This window comes from Paraburkholderia kirstenboschensis (assembly GCF_904848585.1).
GTDB lineage: Bacteria > Pseudomonadota > Gammaproteobacteria > Burkholderiales > Burkholderiaceae > Paraburkholderia > Paraburkholderia kirstenboschensis.
In genome coordinates, this window is record NZ_CAJHCR010000002.1 from 715,948 (window position 1) to 734,365 (window position 18,418).

At 63.5% G+C, this 18,418-nt stretch carries 16 protein-coding genes; 6 read left to right on the forward strand and 10 right to left on the reverse strand.

Annotated elements, in window-relative coordinates; translation table 11 throughout:
• Positions 1-56: 56 nt before the first annotated feature.
• The 3 genes from JMY24_RS09640 to JMY24_RS09650 all read right to left on the reverse strand — a co-directional run bounded on the left by JMY24_RS09640 (position 57) and on the right by JMY24_RS09650 (position 6,512).
• Positions 57-443, reverse strand: a complete 387-nt coding sequence (locus tag JMY24_RS09640) for a response regulator (RefSeq protein ID WP_128598743.1) — start codon at positions 441-443, stop codon at positions 57-59.
• Between the two features lie 180 nt (positions 444-623).
• Complete coding sequence (locus JMY24_RS09645; RefSeq protein ID WP_128598742.1) at positions 624-1,310, reverse strand: response regulator transcription factor; 687 nt, start codon at positions 1,308-1,310, stop codon at positions 624-626.
• Between the two features lie 123 nt (positions 1,311-1,433).
• Complete coding sequence (locus JMY24_RS09650) at positions 1,434-6,512, reverse strand: trifunctional serine/threonine-protein kinase/ATP-binding protein/sensor histidine kinase (protein WP_201701918.1); 5,079 nt, start codon at positions 6,510-6,512, stop codon at positions 1,434-1,436.
• Between the two features lie 409 nt (positions 6,513-6,921).
• Between JMY24_RS09650 and JMY24_RS09655 the strand changes: the two genes are divergently transcribed.
• Positions 6,922-7,254: a hypothetical protein gene (locus tag JMY24_RS09655; RefSeq protein ID WP_128597768.1), complete on the forward strand. Its 333-nt coding sequence runs from the start codon at positions 6,922-6,924 to the stop codon at positions 7,252-7,254.
• 72 nt (positions 7,255-7,326) lie between these two features.
• On the opposite strand, the gene JMY24_RS09660 is transcribed toward JMY24_RS09655, so the two are convergent.
• The 4 genes from JMY24_RS09660 to JMY24_RS09675 form a co-directional block, all read right to left on the reverse strand.
• Entirely contained in the window at positions 7,327-8,106 is a 780-nt protein-coding gene (locus JMY24_RS09660; protein WP_128597769.1) for an alpha/beta fold hydrolase, read from the reverse strand.
• Between the two features lie 83 nt (positions 8,107-8,189).
• Entirely contained in the window at positions 8,190-8,525 is a 336-nt protein-coding gene (locus JMY24_RS09665) for a DUF4148 domain-containing protein (RefSeq protein WP_128597770.1), read from the reverse strand.
• 240 nt (positions 8,526-8,765) lie between these two features.
• The gene (locus JMY24_RS09670; protein WP_201701920.1) at positions 8,766-10,274 is read right to left on the reverse strand and encodes a M81 family metallopeptidase; all 1,509 of its coding nucleotides are present in this window, start codon (positions 10,272-10,274) and stop codon (positions 8,766-8,768) included.
• A 117-nt stretch (positions 10,275-10,391) separates the two neighbouring features.
• A complete protein-coding gene (locus JMY24_RS09675) occupies positions 10,392-11,681 on the reverse strand; it encodes an MFS transporter (RefSeq protein ID WP_201701922.1) in 1,290 nt (429 codons plus the stop codon).
• A gap of 153 nt (positions 11,682-11,834) precedes the next feature.
• Between JMY24_RS09675 and JMY24_RS09680 the strand changes: the two genes are divergently transcribed.
• Positions 11,835-12,803, forward strand: coding sequence for a LysR family transcriptional regulator (locus JMY24_RS09680; RefSeq protein WP_128597771.1), 969 nt, complete (start codon positions 11,835-11,837; stop codon positions 12,801-12,803).
• A 63-nt stretch (positions 12,804-12,866) separates the two neighbouring features.
• On the forward strand, positions 12,867-13,454 hold the full coding sequence (locus JMY24_RS09685) for a TetR/AcrR family transcriptional regulator (RefSeq protein WP_128597772.1): 588 nt from the start codon (positions 12,867-12,869) through the stop codon (positions 13,452-13,454).
• A 242-nt stretch (positions 13,455-13,696) separates the two neighbouring features.
• Here JMY24_RS09685 and JMY24_RS09690 read toward each other — a convergent pair whose 3' ends face one another.
• From JMY24_RS09690 to JMY24_RS09700, 3 genes are all read right to left on the reverse strand, one after another.
• A complete protein-coding gene (locus JMY24_RS09690; protein WP_128597773.1) occupies positions 13,697-14,206 on the reverse strand; it encodes a cytochrome P460 family protein in 510 nt (169 codons plus the stop codon).
• A 22-nt stretch (positions 14,207-14,228) separates the two neighbouring features.
• A complete protein-coding gene (locus JMY24_RS09695; protein WP_128597774.1) occupies positions 14,229-15,260 on the reverse strand; it encodes an alpha/beta fold hydrolase in 1,032 nt (343 codons plus the stop codon).
• A 152-nt stretch (positions 15,261-15,412) separates the two neighbouring features.
• Entirely contained in the window at positions 15,413-15,742 is a 330-nt protein-coding gene (locus tag JMY24_RS09700) for a DUF4148 domain-containing protein (protein WP_128597775.1), read from the reverse strand.
• 318 nt (positions 15,743-16,060) lie between these two features.
• Here JMY24_RS09700 and JMY24_RS09705 point away from each other — a divergent pair, with 318 nt between their 5' ends.
• The 3 genes from JMY24_RS09705 (at position 16,061) to JMY24_RS09715 (ending at position 18,291) form a co-directional block, all read left to right on the forward strand.
• Positions 16,061-17,260, forward strand: a complete 1,200-nt coding sequence (locus tag JMY24_RS09705) for a cytochrome P450 (RefSeq protein ID WP_128597776.1) — start codon at positions 16,061-16,063, stop codon at positions 17,258-17,260.
• A gap of 409 nt (positions 17,261-17,669) precedes the next feature.
• Positions 17,670-17,939: a DUF4148 domain-containing protein gene (locus tag JMY24_RS09710; protein WP_128597777.1), complete on the forward strand. Its 270-nt coding sequence runs from the start codon at positions 17,670-17,672 to the stop codon at positions 17,937-17,939.
• Between the two features lie 64 nt (positions 17,940-18,003).
• Positions 18,004-18,291 (forward strand): hypothetical protein, encoded by a 288-nt coding sequence (locus JMY24_RS09715; RefSeq protein WP_128597778.1) that lies wholly within the window; start codon positions 18,004-18,006, stop codon positions 18,289-18,291.
• Positions 18,292-18,418: the final 127 nt, after the last annotated feature.

Sequence of the window (18,418 nt, forward strand, 5' to 3'; positions counted from 1 at the left end):
GTGGTCGCCCACCCCCTACGAAGGTTTGCCCTCGCCATGCACTGGTGTCGCTTTCGCTAGTTTTGCTGGCCGTGTCCCAGCGCGCGGCGAATCCACGACTCGAATTCGTTCGCGTCGATGGGCTTCTCGATCACGCACAACGCGGAGCTGGCCCCTACCCGGGCGCGCGTGCGCGCGGAAGCCAAGGCCGTGATGAATAGCGTGGGAATGCGCATGCCGTCGGCTTCGAGCTTGTCGAGGAGTTCTATGCCGCCCATGCCGGTCATCTGGATATCGCAGATCAGGCAATGGGTTCGCGTGAGTACATCCGACGCCAGAAACGCTGCCGCGCTCGCGAACTCGCGCGCCTCCCAGCCGAACGAACGCACCAGGCTGCTGGCGGCGGCGAGCACGAAGGGGTCATCGTCGACAATGACAACGAGTTCGGTGGATGAAAGCGACAAAGCGATACCTGCCTGAAGCGAGGCGAACGGATGGGCCCATCCCACCGCTCACCGGTAGCCCAGCATAACGCCGCACATAGGTACCGCCATCATATGTAGGTATGGGTACACCTTCGCCGCTCGCCAGAGCGCGGGGGTACAGCTTCGTGTGCGCAAACGGTACGCTTATCGACCGTACGCTTACTGCTCCGCGCCGCCCATTCCGCCGAGTTTGGCGATACCGAGCGCTTGCATCTTGCGCACCAGTTCCGCCACGGAGCGCGTGTTCATCTTGCGCATCGCCTGCCCGCGATGGATCTTGGCCGTGATCTCTGCGATCCCCATGCTGGCCGCGATCTGCTTGTTCATCAGCCCCGTAGCCACGTGCTGAAGCACCTCGCGTTCGCGCGGCGTCAGCGATTCCCAGCAGGCGCGCACCTCGTGCAGCGAGCGGTCGGCCTCCAGCCGCCTCGCGTCGCTGTCGAGCGCGGCGACTACCGCATCGATCATGTCCTGGTCGCGAAAGGGCTTGGAGAGGAAATCCATCGCACCGGCCTTCATCGCCTTCACGGTCATCGCTATATCGCCGTGGCCCGTCATGAAGATGATGGGCATGTGCGGCTGGCCGGTCTCCATCAGCGATTTCTGGAACGCAATGCCGCTCTGCCCGCGCAGCCGCACGTCGAGCACGAGGCACGATGGATTCGCGCTTTTGGGCGCGGCGAGGAATTCCTCGGTCGAGGCGAACGCGTGCACTTCGAGATCGATCGAGCGCAACAGGCCGATCAGCGCGCCACGCACGAGGTCGTCGTCATCGACGATGTAGACGACGCGGGACTCGCGTCCCGTGGATGAAGCGGCTGTACGGAAGGTTCGGGAATCGGACATCGCAGCGTTCGCAGGGCTCTCGTTGAAGGGCCGCGAGGCGGCCCGGTGGTTAGACGTGGTAATCGAAGCGCCGGCGCCGGCTCACACATGCATCATGCGAACCGCAACGCGCCGGCGCGCTGCTTATGTTCCTTCCGCGTCGAGCCGCGGCAGCACGAACCCGGCGCGCGTGCCGGTGACTTCGCGCGGCGCGAGAGTCAGCGTGCCACCATGGGCGTCGACGATTGAATGGGAAATGGCGAGGCCCATGCCCATGCCGTTGTCTTTGGTGGTAAAGAGCGGTTCGAGCAGCCGGTCCGCGACTTCGGGCGCGATGCCGCTGCCCAGATCGTCCACCGTTACGTGCACCATGCGGTCCGCGCCCCTGGTGCACGCGAGCACGAGCAACCGCTCGGTGTCGAGCGCCGCCATCGACTCGGCGCCGTTCGTCAGCAGATTGATCGCCACCTGCTGCAACTGAACGCGGTCGCCATGCACGTAGACGGGCTCGTTCAGGCCGCGCAATTCCAGCACGACGTTCAGCGCGTCCAGTTGCGCGGCCACGAGAGCGGCGGCCTCGCGCAGCGCTTCGCACAGGTCGAGTCTCGTGAACTGCGGCTCGGCCTTGCGCGCCTTTGCGCGAAGCGCCTGAATAATGCTCTTCGCACGCGTCGCGCTGCGGCTGATGTGCGTGAGCATCTCCCGCGCCTCGCCGATCTCGGGTGGACTGCGGCTCAACCAGCGCAACGCGGCGCTCGCCGAAGTATCCACGGCGGCGAGCGGCTGCCCGACCTCATGCACGATCGACGCGACCAGCTCGCCCATCGCCTTCAGACGCGTTGCGCGCGCGAGGTCGGTGAGCGCGGCGCGCAACTGTTCCTCAGCCCGCGCGCGCTGCTCGTTCTGCTCGACGAGATCGTCGTAGAGCCGCGCGTTTTCCAGCGCGAAGGCCGCCTGCGACGCGATCACTTCCAGCACCGCCGCCTTGGCCGCCGTGAACACCTTCGCGGCCAGATTGTTTTCCAGATACAGCACGCCGACCAGCGTCGAGTAACGCATCAACGGCACGCACAACACCGAGCGCGGCCGCTTGCGGCGGATGTAGACGTCCTGCGCATAGACCGGCGAGTCGTGCGGGTCGTCGGCTACCACGCCTTCCTGTGTGCGCGCGACGGCCTGCACGAGCGAGACCGGCAGCACGTCGGACGTGAACGGCACCGCCTCCTGCGTGACGGCGATCGCGCCGTTGACCACCTGCGCGCGCGCGGGCACCTGCCACACGCCGTGGCGCAGTAAAACGAGCGCGCCCTGCCCGGCGCCGGCGCTTTCGAGCGCCGTGCGCAACAGCGTTTCGACGAGCCGCGCGGGCACGATGTCGCTCGCGAGCGCATTCGAAATGCGCAGCACCGCTTGCACGTCGAGTTCCTGAAGACGGCTCGCGGCGGGTGCAGCCGTGTCCGCGTCGAACAGTTCGGGGTGGTCGGTCTGCAACTGCCGCGCCTTCGCCATCGCGCCCCAGCGCTGCCACGCCCCGCGCGCGTGACGCAGATACGCCTGCGCGGCCACCTCTTCGCCGCGCGCAGCGTGGAACGACGCGGCAAGCTCGGCCGCAAGCGCTTCGATCTGCGTGAAGCCGTGACGACGCGCGTGCGAGACCGCCTTCGCATAAGCTTCCAGAGCGTCGAGCGCGCGGCCTTCGACACGCGCAATCTCGGCATGCACCAGTTCGCATCGTCCGACGAAGTTCTCCGGGCAGGCTCGCGCCCAGATCACGAGTTGCCCTGCGTGGCGCTGCAAGGCCGTCTCTTGAACCGGATCGCGTTGCGGCAATGCGAGCAGCGCGAGCGCCCCGTAGAAAGGCAATTCGCCGCTCTCCGCGAACGAGCGCGATGCGTTCGCGCAGGCTTCGGCGCGTTGACGCGATTCCAGCGCATCCGCGAGGTCGCCGAACAGCAGCGCGCGCTGCAAGCGGTACACCCAGTAAGAGAAGTCCACCAGCGTGGGCGGCCTGCCGTCCACAGGCACCGGCGGCATCTCGACGCGGCCGTCGAACTCGCCTTCCTGCAAGCGCGTGAGCAGCGCCCATTGCGACAGCAGCGCGTCGATCACCAGCTGGAAGTTGGCGTCGCGCGCGCTCGCCAGTCCGCGCGCAACCGTCTCGCGCACGTCGGCCAGCAACTCGCCCGCGAACAGCATGCCGGTGGCTTCGTTGCGGCCGCAATACAGCGCGAAGGTGTGGTCGCTGCTTTCTATGGCGACGTTGTAGGCGCGGCGCACGTAATCGCGCGCGCTCCGTGCCGGCAAGGTCCAAGGCACGACGAAAGTGCCGAACACCATGTAGACACGCGCGCGATGCCGCACCAGCCCGCGCTCGTCGACCAGATGCAGCGCGAGTTGGCCGAACGGAAGCGAAAAGCTGTAGTCGCCGTAACGCACGCCGAAGATCTGGTTCATGCACGTGTACACGTTCGCGGACGCGTCCGAATGGCCGTGCTCGATCGCGAGGTTGACCGAGCGCAGCAGCATGAAGTCGACCAGATTCTGGTCCGTGTATAGCGCGGGCGGGATGAGATCCGAGAAGATATCGGTGATGGCGCGGCGCAGCGGGTCCGCGATGATCGGCAGCCCGCGCAGCCCGCCAATGCCGTGCTGGTCCAGCCAGCCGCGCAGACGCGCGTATTCGCGGTCCACGTCGGCATCCACGGGGTGCATGGGCACCTCGATTCCCGCGCGATGCAAAAACGCGAGACCCACGCCGAGCGCGAGGTCATAGCGGCCGAGCGTCGTGTAGAGCGCGGCGCGCAGCCGCGCAAGATCGGCGCCGAAGATGCCGTCCCCCGCCTCGGCTTCCAGCGCCGAGAGGCGCGCCTCGGCCACCTCCAGCGCGCCGGTCATGAACTCGGCCTCGCCGCACAGCTTGCGGGCGAGCAGGCCGTCTTCGCTCTCAGTCTGGTCGCCGAGCAACTCGAGCGCCGCGCGGAAGAAGCCCAGCGCCGAATCGTGCGCCGTTGCGATTTTCGCCTCGCGCCCGGCGTCCAGATTGAGCCGCGCGAAGATGCGCCGTTCGTCGGGATCGTCGAGCGCCGGGCGCGCGAGGTTGGCTTGTGCGGCGAGCGCGAACACATCGGTCTCGGCGCCCCGGCTCGCCAACTGGCGACGGGCGATCTGCAAATGCAGCGCGGCGCGCTCCGTTGCCGGCACCGACGCGTAAGTCGCCTCACGAATCCGGTCGTGCCAGAACACCCAGTCGCCGTTCTCGCGATACACCGTGCCGGCTTCGAGCGCGGGTTGCAGATGCTGAGTCGCATCGAGTTCGGGCAGCCCGGCCGCCACGGCGAGCATTGGGGTGGACGCGCGCTGCCCGAGGCAGGCGAGCACCCGCAGCATGAATTGCGCGGCGGCGGGCAATTGTCCGAGCTTGCGCGCGAGCAGTTCGACCACGTTTTCGACGCCGGGCTGTGCCGCCATCTGTTCGAGACTCCAGCGCCACGCGGACGACTCCACGTCGTATTCGAGGAGGCCGTCGTCCGCGAGCAGGCGCAGCAGATGATGCGCGAAAAACGGATTGCGCCCGGTCTTGCGGCCGATCATCTCGGCGAGCGGCCCGAGCGAATCCGCGTCCTGATGTAGCGCACGCGCAATCAACTCACGCAGCGCGCCCTCGTTCAGCGGCCCCAGTTGCACATGCAGCGCGGCGGGCACGTCGGCCAGTTTGCCGGCGCGCAGCGGGTGATCCGCGGCTACTTCGTTGTCGCGGAACGCGCCGATCAGCAGCAGCGCCGCTTCCTTGTGCTGATGCAGCAGCCGCTCCAGCACCTGCAAGGTGCCGGCGTCCGCCCATTGCAGATCGTCGAGTACGAGCACGAGCGGACGCGCGCCGGTGGCAAAGCACGCGATCAACCTCGCGATCCCCTGAAGCACGCGCTCGCGTTCGAGCGCGGGCGCGGCGTCCGGCGGGTCGAGCGCTTCGGGCTGCGGGCCGAGCACGGCGCCGAGCGTGGGCAGAAATGCGCTCAGCGTGCGGCCGACGGGCGCCGTGGCCGTGGCGATCCGCTCACGCCAGATCGCAAACTCGCTGTCGGGGCAGCCGAGCACGAAGCGCAGCAGCTGCTCGAGCGCCTGGCCGAGAATCGCGTACGGCTTGCCGCGATGACCTTCCTCGCTCTTGCTGACGGCGAGGAGCGGCGGGCTCAAACGCTGCATCCGCGCAACGGCTTCTTGCAGCAACGTCGACTTGCCGATCCCGGAACTGCCCGACACCCACGCGACGCGCGCTTGCCGGACGTCGGTGACCGCACGGAACTGCGCGAGCAGCGCCTCGATTTCGTTCTCGCGGCCGAGCACGCAGTCGGCCTGCTGAAGGCGTTGCAGAGCCGCATGTGTGTCGAGCGTGAACGGTGCGATGTTGCCGTGACGCCGTTGCAAGTCCTCGCATCTATGCAGGTCCGCAAGCAGCCCGGCTGCGTCGGCGTAACGTTGTTCGGGCGCTTTCTCGAGCAGCTTCATCACGACCCGCGAGATTTGCGGCTGCACGTCTGCCGCGAGTTCGTGCGGCGGACGCGGCCGGTGCGTCGCGTGCGCATGCACGCGCGCGGCGGTGTCCGCGGCCTCGAAGGGCGGCATGCCTGTCAGCAACTGATAGAAGATGCAGCCAAGCGAATAGAGATCGGCGCGTTCGTCGACCGGCACGTTCATGCGCGCGCCGAGTTCGGGCGCCATGTAGATGAAGCTGCCGTCGTTCCATTCGAGGTCGGCGTCGGGCGAAGCCGCGTCGTCGCCGGGACGGGTGGCAGAGCCAAAGCCGGTGAGGAACGCCTGGCCTTCGTCGGTCACGAGGAAGCGGGCCGGCGACAGCGCACGGTGCACGATGCCCGCCGCGTGCATCGCGCGGACCGCCGTCGCAAGGCCGATGGCGATCTTCAGGAAGGCCGCGGCGCCGTCCTGGCGCGAGCCGCTGCAGCAGCGCAACGGCTCGCCGCCCGGATCGGCGAGCAGGAGCAGCGCGCCGTCGCCGTGCGGCACGAGCGCCTGCGGAACCGCCGACCACGTCTCATGCAGCGCGGCGCGCAACGCGTATTCGCGCTGTAGCGCCGCCAGCACGGCCGGCGCGCCGCTGCCGCGACCGGCGACGAGCACCGACGACGCACCGTGGGCAACAGCGCGTTGCAGACGCGGTGAACCATTGCTCAGTTCGATAAAGCTTCGGTTCGACAGTTCGATCATGCGAAGACGGTATGGACGCAGCGACGCGCGAGCAGTTCAGGGAAGGTACAGCACCCATGCAGACGATTGCACACTCCTTCACACCGGTTTCACGGGCAGCCCGATGGCCTCTACCTAAGGTGTGCGCCGAAAATAATACCCACTCTCAGTTCATTTCGGATCAGCCGGTCAAAACAAAATAGACATCGCGGAATCTGTACGGTCGTCCGTATCTCCGCACGAGAACTGTACCCTTCCGACGATGAGAACTGTCCTGATTCTGAAGCAGTACTGTTCACTTCATAACCGCCTGGAATGGACTGTTCCAGACTTGCCTTCGGATAAAGCACGCCCTATTATGGACCAAGTGATCCATAATTAACAATCGCCGGCTGCGGCCGATCAGCCGCAGCCGACTTCGGGGAAAACAATGACCATCGATTTTTCGAAAGTGAATAGCTTCGCCGGTGCATCCGCGACTTCGGGCTCGGCGTCGGTTGGCGCGAGCAGCAGCAATAAGCCGTCGTTCCAGTCGCTATTGGCCGAACTCACCGATTATGTGAACGGCACGCCCGGCGAGCGCATGGAAAAAATGATTCTCGCGAAGCTGGGAGTCACGGAAGAAGAACTGAAGAAGATGTCGCCGGAAGAGCGCGAGAAGATTATGTCGAAAGTCCGGGAAATGCTGAAGAAAGAGATGGAGGCACAGCAAGAGGTGCAACAACAGAAGACTTCGGGGCAACAGATTAACGTGTCGGTTTGATCGACGAGTTATTCGCCCGTTCACTTGCGTGAGCGGGCGAATAACTCATCAAGCTTGCTGCTTGTCTGCCGCTTATTGCGCGGCCTTCGCCGCGGCGATGATCGTGTCGGCGACGAGCTTCGGCTGGCTGACCATCGCGACGTGGCTTGCATTCGCCACCGTGACGTGCGCGCCAATGTTCTTCGCCATGGTCTGTTGCAGGCCCGGATCGATCATGCGGTCCTGTTCGGTGACCACGAAGTACGACGGCTTGTCATGCCACGCTGCTTTCGTGACCTTCTGGCTGATACATGCCGAAGCCCACGGACCTTGCGTTGCCGCGATCACACGGCGCTGCGGCAAAGGCACGTCTTGCGCGAAGTCTTCGAGCACCGCTTTGGTCGACAGCGTCAGATAGCCGGCCGAGTCCTTCTGCAATTCGCTCGCCCACACCGGCGCCGGCTTGCCCTTCGTGATGTCGTCTATCGATTGACCGCTATCGGGCGCGAACGCCGCCACGTAGACGAGGTTTTTCACCTTGTCTTCGTTGCCCGCCTCGCTGATCACCACGCCCGCCCACGAATGGCCGACCAGAACCACAGGTCCGTTCTGCTGCTCGATCACGCGTTTCGTCGCGGCGACGTCGTCGGCCAGCGAACTGAGCGGATTCTGCACCGCGACCACGTGTGCCCCGCGCGCTTCGAGCAACGGAATCACTTTCTCCCAGCTTGAACCGTCGGCGAATGCGCCGTGCACCAGCACGATGTTCTTGCCCTTCAGGTCCTGCGGCGGGGCCGCGTGCGATGCTTGCAGCGCGAACAGTCCACCGAGCAGCAGCGCGGAACCGACGAATTTCTTAAGAAGCCTGGTCATTGATTTTCTTCCGGCAGAATAGAGTTGACGTTGATTGAACTATTGCGCAGACGGCGCGCGGCGAACGCGCGCCGCCGCGTGAATCACGAATGCGCGTAGATCGCGCCGAGACCGACCACGTCCTGCTGCGGCGCCGATGCGCCATTCGTTTGTGCGCGCGACCCCGCTGCCGAACGGCTCTGCGCGACGCCGCCATATGCCGCGGCGGCCGAGCCGTTTTGCGCGGCAACGCGCGCTTCGGCGGCTTCGATGTTCTTCGGATATTGGGCGTTGTCGCTGCCCGGGTTGTAGCCGGCCTTCTGCAACTGGACGAGTTCTGCGCGCACATCGGCGCGCGTCACCGCGTGACTCGATTGGGCGAACGAAACAGCGGGGACGGCAACGAGTGCTGCAACGAGAAGGGATTGAACGAGTTTCATGAGCTTTCTCCAGAAAACGACGGCATTCAAAAGGTCGGAAGTTCGGTTGAAACACCTGGCAGCCCATACCTACGAGCTAGCGTGTCACCCGAATCGGGCGCAGTGTTGCGAATCAACCTTGCGTGTAGACATTTGAACCCGCCGACGTATCTGGAATGTTTTCGCGAACCGGTTTAATGCAAGCGCGTTTATCCCGGCACGGCCTGGATACACTGCGATACAAAACCGCAGTGAAGCGAATCAGCCGGCTACCATATTGAAATCGCTGAACGACGGCCCGAGTGGCCGCACCCGCATTTCCGGATCGAGACGCACCCACGGCAGATCCGCAGGATCGGCGGCCATGGGGCCCGGCGCTTTGGCGACGAGAATCGCCTCCGCGATTGCTTCGAAATCCGCGCGAAAATGGACGGAGCTCTTGTTGACCAGAATCTTCATTCGCTCGGGTTCAATGCCCGCCACGCGGAACAGATTGCGGTCGAAGACCTGCATTTTCACGGAGCTCACCGCGATCCGCACGCCTTCGATCCGCAAGCATGCGACCGGTCCCAACTCCCCTTCCATGCCGTTGAGCATTGGCCCGTCGAAACGGAAGCGTCCGTCCGACAGGTGCTCGACTTCAAACTCGGCTTCGAGCGGCGCATCGCCTTTCACGCCGGAACCGCCGCCGAGCCGCAGCGCAATGCGCGCCCCAACGCCCGCGCGATGTGCCGCAGCCGCCGCCTGGGCGTCCCAGATCACGCCGACTGCCGCATCCTTCGCGCCGTTACGCAACAGCGCGCGCACCATGCCCATGGTGTTCGAGTCGCCGCCCACGCCCGGGTTGTCCTGCGTATCCGCGATGATGACCGGGCGCGATGCGGATGCGCTCACGCGAATGGCTTCGAGCGCGGCTTCGTCGGGCGAGAGAAACGGCACGTCCCAGCGCGCTTCCTCGCCGACGATCCTGGCGAACAATGCGTCGGCGGCCTGCGTCGCCGCGTCTTCGTCGAACGAATAGGCCCAGATAGTCGGACCGCATTCGGGAAAATCCGCCGCCGGGAAGCCGGGCGCGAACGATACCGATACGACCGGACGCTTCTCCAGCTCGGCGAGCATGCGGTACATGTCGTTCGCCGGCTCGACCAGCGTGCACATGCCGTTCACCGGAATCAGAAAAGGCACCCGGCGTACCGCGCAATGCAACGGGCGCTGCTCCCACATCAGATCTTCGAGAATCCGCGCGGCGCGCTCGCCGGTTTCCGCCATGTCGACGTGCGGATACGTGCGGTACGCGACGAGCGCACTCGCATGAGCGAACATGCGGGCCGTGACGTTCGCATGCAGATCGAGCGATACGACCACCGGCATGCGATCGCCGACGATCCGCCGCACGCGTTCGAGCAACTCGCCCTCGCCGTCGTCGTGCTGCTCGGTCACCATTGCGCCGTGCAGGTCCAGATAGATCGCGTCGAAGCCGCCTTGCTCGACGGCAGCGATGATCTCGCCGCCGATCCGCTCGAACGCATCGGTGGTCACATGTGCCGACGCGCTCGCGCCCGCCCAGATCACCGGCTTCAGTTCGCGGCCGTTCGCCTCCATGACCTTGATGAAGCCGCCGATCGGCACGTTGACGTCGCGCAGGCTGAACACATCTGCGCCGCGAACCATCGGCGGGAAGCCCTCGCCCTGGACGAAGCTCTCATAAGATGCCTTGGTCGGCGCGAACGTATTGGTTTCATGCTGGAAACCGGCGATCAGGATTTTCATGTGTTCACCTTGATGTGTTCCACCGCTGCGCGGATGCACGACGCAGCATCGATACATTAATTCGGATGCCTATTTATTACGCCGCGATAGAGAGCGGCGAATTTCGCTTGAAGGCCGCTATTGCTGCTTCAACGTCAACTTGCCCTTCAGGATCAGAATGGCGGCCAGCGCGGCGGCGCAAGCCATGACGAAGAGTCCCGCATGCATGCTGCCGGTCCCCGCCTTGGTCCAGCCGACCACCGCCGGCCCCCAGAATCCGCCGGACAGTCCAACGGTATTGATGAGCGCGATGCCGCCGGCCGCCGCCGTCCCTGCGACGAGTTGCGACGGGATCGCCCAGAACACCGTGTAGGCCATCCACAGGCACGCTGTACCCAACGTCAGTGCGAGAAGCGTGAGCGGCAGATTTCCGTCGGTAAAGATCGCGGCGATCAGACAGACCGCGGCGCCCAGCGCGGGAATCGCGCAGTGATAGCGGCGCTCGCCGAAGCGGTCAGAACTGCGGCCCGCGAGATACATGCAGATGGCGGCCGCCACGTACGGAATCGCCGTGTACCAGCCGAGGCGCACCGTGTCCGTCACGCCCTGCTCCTTGAGCAACGTGGGCAGCCAGAAACTGATCGCGTAGATCGGAAAGATGACGCTGAAGTAAGCCAGTGCGAGCACATACACTCTCGGGCTTTTCAGCACAGCCTTGAACGAATCCGCGCGATGCTGGGTCGGCGCGGTTTCGCCGTCGAGCAGCGTTTTTTCGCGGTCGTCGAGCCAGCGCGCGTCGGCGGGTCGATCGGATATCACGCGCAGCGTCAGCAGGCCCAGCACGATGCACGGCAGCCCCTCGACGAGAAACATCCATTGCCAGCCGGCGAGGCCGCCGACGCCGGCAAGGCTCGTCATCAGCCACGCCGACACCGGTCCGCCGACAATGCCGCCCAGCGGTCCCGCGACGAACACCAGCGCAATGGCGCGCGCCATGCGTGCCGGTCCATACCAGCACGACAGGTAATAGATCATGCCCGGCGCGAAACCCGCTTCGAAGACGCCCAGCAAAAAGCGCATCGCGTAAAACGCCGGTACGCTTCGCACGAACAGCATGCACGCCGACGTGATACCCCACAGCACCAGAATGCGGCTGAACGTCTTGCGAGCGCCGACTTTCGGCAGCATCAGATTGCTCGGCAATTCGAACAACACATAGCCGATGAAGAAAATGCCCGCCCCCACGCCGTATGCGGCGTCGGAGAAACCGAGGTCGGTCTGCATCTGCAATTTCGCGAAACCGACGTTGACGCGGTCGAGATACGCGAACATGTAGCAGGCCACCAGAAACGGCAGCAGCCGCCAGTTAAGCTTGCTGTAGAGCGCGGCGGCGGGATCGCCGGCGGCCGAGGGGTGGATTGCTGACATGGTTGTCTCCGGATGCCTTGCTGGCCCGTTGCAGGGGTTGAGTCGATGGTGGCAGCGCAAAAACGGAGCAGCAAGAGCAACTAAGTTCACATATCGTTGTCTTATGGGCAACACAAGGCTGCGTGAGTGGCATCCGGCGTTCGGAGCGATGAAATGCGAGAAATCAACCAGCAGCGGCTACGCTATTTCCACGAAGTGCTCAGTCACGGCACGATTCGCGGCGCCGCCGACCACATCAATACGTCACCGTCCGTCATCACGCGGCAGATCAAACTGCTCGAAGACGAACTCGGTGCCGTGCTGTTCGAGCGCCAGGCGCGGGGCGTCAAGCCGACCGAAGCCGCCATGCATCTGCTCGAGTTCTGGCGCGGCTACCGCTCGCAACAGGAGAAGCTCGAAGACCAGCTGCACGCGCTAAGGGGTCTGCGCACCGGGCAGATTCAACTGGCCGTCAGCGAAGGTTTCGTCGACACCTTCGTCGACGACGTGCTGGCGCCGTTCTGCACGTGCTATCCCGGTCTGGAAGTCAGCATGACGATGCTGGCGGTAGACGCGATTCTCGACGAGGTCGCCGAGAATCGCGCCCACATCGGTCTCGCCTATAATCCACCGCCGCACGCGCGCATCGCGTATCGGGCGAGTTCCGCACAGCCGGTTGTGCTGCTGCTGAGAAAGGACCATCCTCTGGTCAAGCGTGGCGGCCCGGCGAGTCTCGACGATCTGCAGGCTTATCCGCTCGCGCTCATGCCGTCTACGTTCGGCATCGGTCATGTCGTGTCGATGGCGCAGGTGGCCGCGAACGTGTCGATCCGTCCCACTTTGACCACCAACTCGTTGAGCGCGCTCAAGCGCTTCGTAACGGCGGAGAATTTCATGACGTTGATCGGAGAATTCGCCGCGTACCGCGAACTCGCCAGCGACGAGTTCACCACCGTTCCGGTCGCCCATCCTCTCTTCGAAAGCGCACAGGCAAGAGTGCTGGTCAAAACCGACCGGCCGCTCGCCGCCGGGCCGCTCGAACTGTTGAAATGGATCGAGGAGCGCATGCCGATGTTCGCGCGCGAAAAAGCACAAAGGCACAGGCTGAAAAAACGCGAGTCCAGCCGCGCAAGCGACGGCTAGCCGCAGCACACACAGCGAAACTTTGTTACTGACTTATCAGTCCACAACTACCAGGCTGAAAATATGGTGAGACCACGTGAATTCGATCGGGACGAAGCGCTGGATCGCGCCATGCGCGTGTTCTGGTCCAAGGGTTATTCGGCGACGTCCACGGACGACCTGCTCGCGGCAATGGAAATTGGCCGGCAGAGTCTGTACAACGCATTCGGCGACAAGCGCAAGCTCTACCTGGAAGCGCTCGACCGTTATCAGCAGCACAGCATCTCGGCGCACGTCGAGCGGCTCACGCGCGGCGCGTCGGCGTTAGCCGGCATCAAGGCGATGTTGCTGGGCGTGATTGCCGCCGACGCCGCCGAGCGCGCAAACGGTTGCATGGGCGTGAACAGTGCCGCCGAGTTCGGCGCGGGCGATGCCGATGTCGTTGCGATCCGCTCAGCGGGTGCGAAGCGCCTGAAGCAGCACTTGCTGGCTCGTATCGAGCAAGCGCAGCGCGAGCGCGAGATCGATCCACGAATGAACGCGGAAGAAGTCGCGCTGTTCATCAGCAGCACCATGCAAAGCATTCAGTTGAATGCACGCGGAGGCATGACGCCGGCTGCGCTGCGGCGCCTTGCGAAATTCGCGGTCGAGCGGCTGGTCGTGCGTTCATAGCGCGGGCCACGTCGACGAAACCGCCACGTTCGTATCGTTCCTCGCGAACGGTGAAGCCACCTACATGACCGGCGCGAGTCTGACGATCGACGGCGGTTTGTCGCTCTGAAGCTCATTGCCCCGGCGCGGCGCCGTAGCGGAGAACGCCGCAACGTTCGAACGGGCCGCAGCGATGTTTTTTGCATCGCTGCGGCCCGCTCTCCTGAACGACTCACACGCGTTTCGTGCGCACGCCGCCCCGGCTACGGCGCGAATCGCGTGAACACATAATCGCGATCCTTTACCTTCGCCGCGTGACACGCGAAGCACGTCTCGTGCTGCGCCGCATCCACCGGCTGCCCGTTGACGAAACGCCCGAAACCCCAGCCGCCCGTCGACGCATAACGGCGCGAGTCCTTGACCATCACCTGAACGGTAGTGGGCGCTCCGGGGATGGTCGCCGTCGCGAACTCGGGCGACTGCTTGCGCTTGTACGCAAGCTTGACCAGGATGGTGCCGTCGGGATACGGCAACGTCGACTTCTCGATCGCCTTGATCGCCGCGGGATTGCCAAGCACCACGCGCAGTTCGTCGAGCGGCGCGGCTTCCTCCGCAGGCGCGATCATCTGCCACTTGCGGTAGCCATCGGGAATCGTCACCCCGTAGATCGGCGACGGCGCCGACTTCGCGGGCTCCGCCAGCGCATGATTTGCCACCACGCCAAGCAGAAGCGCCGCATTCAGCGCAACGTGTGCAAGCCGGATCTTTCGCATTGCGTGTCTCCCGTTCGTCCGCTCAGAAACGGGCGACGTCGATGACGGCGTCGGCGAAGGCTTTCGGCGCTTCTTGAGGCAGGTTATGCCCCACGCCGCCGCCGATGTTGCGATGCGCGTACTTGCCAGTGAACTTCTTCGCATAGGCAGACGGCTCCGGATGCGGCGCGCCGTTGGCGTCGCCTTCCATCGTGATGGTCGGCACGGAGATGGTCGGGCCCATCGCGAGGCGCTTCTCCAGGTCGTCGTATTTCGCTTCTCCGGACACAAGGCCGAGACGCCAGCGGTAGTTGTGAATCACGATCGCGACGTGGTCGGGATTGACAAACGATGCCGCCGAACGTTCGTACGTCGCGTCGTCGAAATTCCATTTCGGCGAGGCCGTATGCCAGATCAGCTTGTTGAAGTCGTGACGGTTCGCGTCGTAGCCGGCTACGCCGCGCTCGGTCGCGAAGTAAAACTGATACCACCAGGCAAGTTCCGCTTTCGGCGGCAACGGCGCCTTATTGGCTTCCTGGCTGCCAATCAGATAACCGCTCACCGACACCATCGCCTTGCAGCGCTCCGGCCACAGCGCCGCGATGATGTTCACCGTGCGCGCGCCCCAGTCGAAACCGCCGAAAATGGCCTTGTCGATCTTCAGCGCGTCCATCAGATTGATGACGTCGACCGCGATAACCGCTTGCTGGCCGTTGCGCGGCGTATCCGCCGAGAGAATCCGGGTGGAGCCGTAGCCGCGCAGGTACGGCACGATCACGCGGTAGCCGGCGGCGGCCAGCAGCGGCGCGACTTCCACGTAGCTGTAGATGTCGTACGGCCAACCGTGCAGCAGAATGACCACGGGGCCGTTTTGCGGGCCCGCTTCCGCGTAACCGATGTTCAGCCTACCGGCGTTGATCTGCCGTAGGTTCTCGAACGACGTGGCGCCCGTTCCGGATTTCGTGCCGTTGGACTGCGCGTGAGCGAGTCCGCTCAAACCCAGTTCCATCAGACTGATGCCCGCGACCGTCGTGCCGAGCAAACGGCGCCGCCGGGTATTGACCTGTTCAGACATGGCTATTTCCTCTTTTTGTACGAAAGCTTGGTAGGACCTGCATGCACTCGCGGACAAAAACTTCTAACGAATCCGCACGCCATCAACGGTATACGAACAGGCCCATGGTCGAAATGAGTACAGGCAGCTGGATAAATGAGCGATGCGTTACGTTACGGCTTGGCGTAGATCGGGCCGAGGCCGACAATATCCGACTCGGACGAATGCGGCGAGCCGGAAGCAGAGCTACCGTCAGTGGACGATCCATACGATGACGCGAGCAAATTCTTCTGCGCGTCGACACGCGCCTGTGCGGCTTGAATGTTCTTCGGATACTGCGTTTGATCGCTCGCGGGGTTGTAGCCGGCGTTCTGCAATTCCACCAGTTGCGCACGAACTTCTGCGCGGGTCAGCGGCTGGTTCGACTGCGCGAACGATACAGACGGCAATGCAACGGCAGCGGCGACGGAAGCGACGGCAATCAGCGATTGAATGACTTTCATGATATCCACCTCAAGAGAATGTCTTTCGACGCAAACGCCCGTTTGCGTTTCGGGTTCTGCATGCACCAGCACGGCTGGCATGAAAGAATTAGACGCCCTCCAGGTATCTGGCGTATGTCGGCGATCCGCGCCGGTGCAACGTTATGTACCGCCCCGGCATGCAGACACATTGCGATACAAAACGAAGACGGTTCACAATCAACTCCTCCGCGTGGAAAGAATCCGCGCTCGCCGGTGGAATAAGACGGGCCTGGCAGGTGTTATCGGTTGCAACCGGCGTAGCCGTCCGTCCACCGACTTACTGGAACACTCCGCACGATGAATTTCGCGACCTTCTCGTCTCCCGCCTTCTTTACCAACCCCTATCCGATGTACGAAAAGCTGCGGGAAGCAGGTGCGCTGCTGCCCGTTGGGCCCAATGCGCTCGTCACGGGCCGCTTCGAAATCATCGACACGCTGCTGCGCGACCGGCGCATGGGCAAGACCTATCTGCAAAGCGTGCGCGCACGTTACGGCGACGCAGCCACTGACCAACCGGTATTTCAGGCGCTCAGCCGCACGTTTCTGATGATGAACCCGCCGGCGCACACGAAGCTGCGAACGCTGCTGATGAAAGCGTTCAACGCGCGGCAAATCGAAAAGCAGAGAGAGATAGTTGAAGCGACGAGTCGTGAACTTCTGGATCGCATCGGCTCCGCGGCGCAATTCGATCTGGTGAGCGAGTACGCGTTGCCACTGCCGGTAGAGATCATCTGCCGCCTGCTCGATATTCCCTCTTCTCATGGCACTGAACTGGGCGCGGCCGCGAGCCGTCTGGTCGCTGCATTCGATCTCGCGCCGCTCGACGAGGCCGCGCTCGCCGATGCAAATGAAGCCGCGCTCACGCTCGAACGCTATTTCCGCACCGTCATCGCGCAGCGCCGTGTGCAGCCGGGCGACGACATCGTCTCTTCGCTGGTCCATGTCGAGGACGAGGGCGCGACCTTAAGCGACGACGAAATCGTCTCGAACGTCATACTGTTGTTCATTGCGGGCCATGAAACCACGTCGAACATGATCGGCAATGCAATGGTCGCGCTGTTTCGCCAGCCGGCGCGACTCGAAGCGCTCAGGCGCGAGCCGGCGTCGATCGCAAGGGCGGTTGCTGAGTGCATGCGCTTCGACAGTTCTGTGCAAATGGTGGTACGCACCGCGCTGGAGGAAATGGTGATTCACGACGTGACGCTCACGCCCGGCACGATCGTCTTCATGCTGACCGGCGCAGCGAATCGCGATCCCGCGGTGTTCTCGCATCCCGACCAACTCGACTTCGACCGTGGCGCGAATGTTCCTTCGCTCGCATTCGGCGGCGGCATTCATTATTGCCTCGGCGCAAGGCTCGCGTTGCTCGAAATGGAAGTGGCGCTGCGAGATCTTCTCGCGCGCTTTCCTCAGATGCAGCCCGAGAATCTCGACCAGTTGAACTGGCACCGCCGCAACAATCTGCGCGGCGTCCAATCGCTGCGGATACATACCTGAGCGATTGCACTCGACGCGGTGTGTCGGCGGCTTTGAATTGTGTTTGTCGCGCTACTTATTCGCGCCGCGGGCGTTGCAGATGATAGAGCGTGGTATAGCCAACCGCTACTTTCCTGCAACGTCATTCCCTCCCTTCGTTGCACGTCTTTCCGCGCTGACAATCAGCGAATCAATTGCAGCGCTATTGCAAGTGAACTGACAGTTTTGTTTCTCAATGTGTATGAGATTCGAACTGATACACAGCATTGCAATAGCCCGCTCCCATGACACAAGCCAGATACCTCGTCTGGCTTTAATGCATCTCAACGACGGAATCTGATCAACGCGACGAGGCGGACCTCACTGTTCGCAGTCGCCTTTCAGGTGCCCGTACGGATGCTTTCCACTTGATCTGTTTCAGGAGAACGACATGAAAGTTTCGATCATCGGTTTGGCTTTTGCCGCTTTCGCCGCTTCCGTAACGACTGTTTCCGCTTTTGCAGCCAGCTCGACCGCCACCCCAGCGGCGACTTCGTCCCGTACCAACGCCGGCACCTCCGACGCTCAGCAAGCGGCTCTTTGGGCACCGGCCCAAACAGCCTTAAAAGCGAAGACGCGTGCCGAGGTTCGTCAGGAACTGGTGCGCGCCGAGAAAGACGGCCAGCTCGCGGCACTCAGCAAGCTCTATCAGGGCAGCTAAGCCAGTCGCCCTATTTCAGACATACAGAACATTTGCTGCCAATTCAATCAGTGGAGATTTCATCATGATCAAGCGTCTTGTCATTGCCGCGGTTCTCTCCGCGAGCGCCGCAGTCGCCGCGCCGGTTTTCGCCAGTAGCGGCTATGGTCCCGCGCCTCATTACGACCCGCTCGTCGGCGCGCCGTCGTCGCAACGTGGCCAGAGCGAGCAGACCGTGCGTGCCGAACAGACCGAGTTGATGGCCAGCGCGGACGCCGCCGCGCAGTCTTACGGCGGCACGCGCGACACGACTTCGCAAGCAGGCTCGCGGGCCGCGTCCGGCGTATCCATCGCGCCGTATGGGCATCACTGAGTGCGCATCGTTCATCGGTACGACGTGTCGCTATTCGACAGGATACCCGGCAACGTCGTTATCGCCGTCGTCTGAATCTGCTTGCCGTCTGACTCGCGCTCCATACCGCTTGCTCACCGACAAGTTC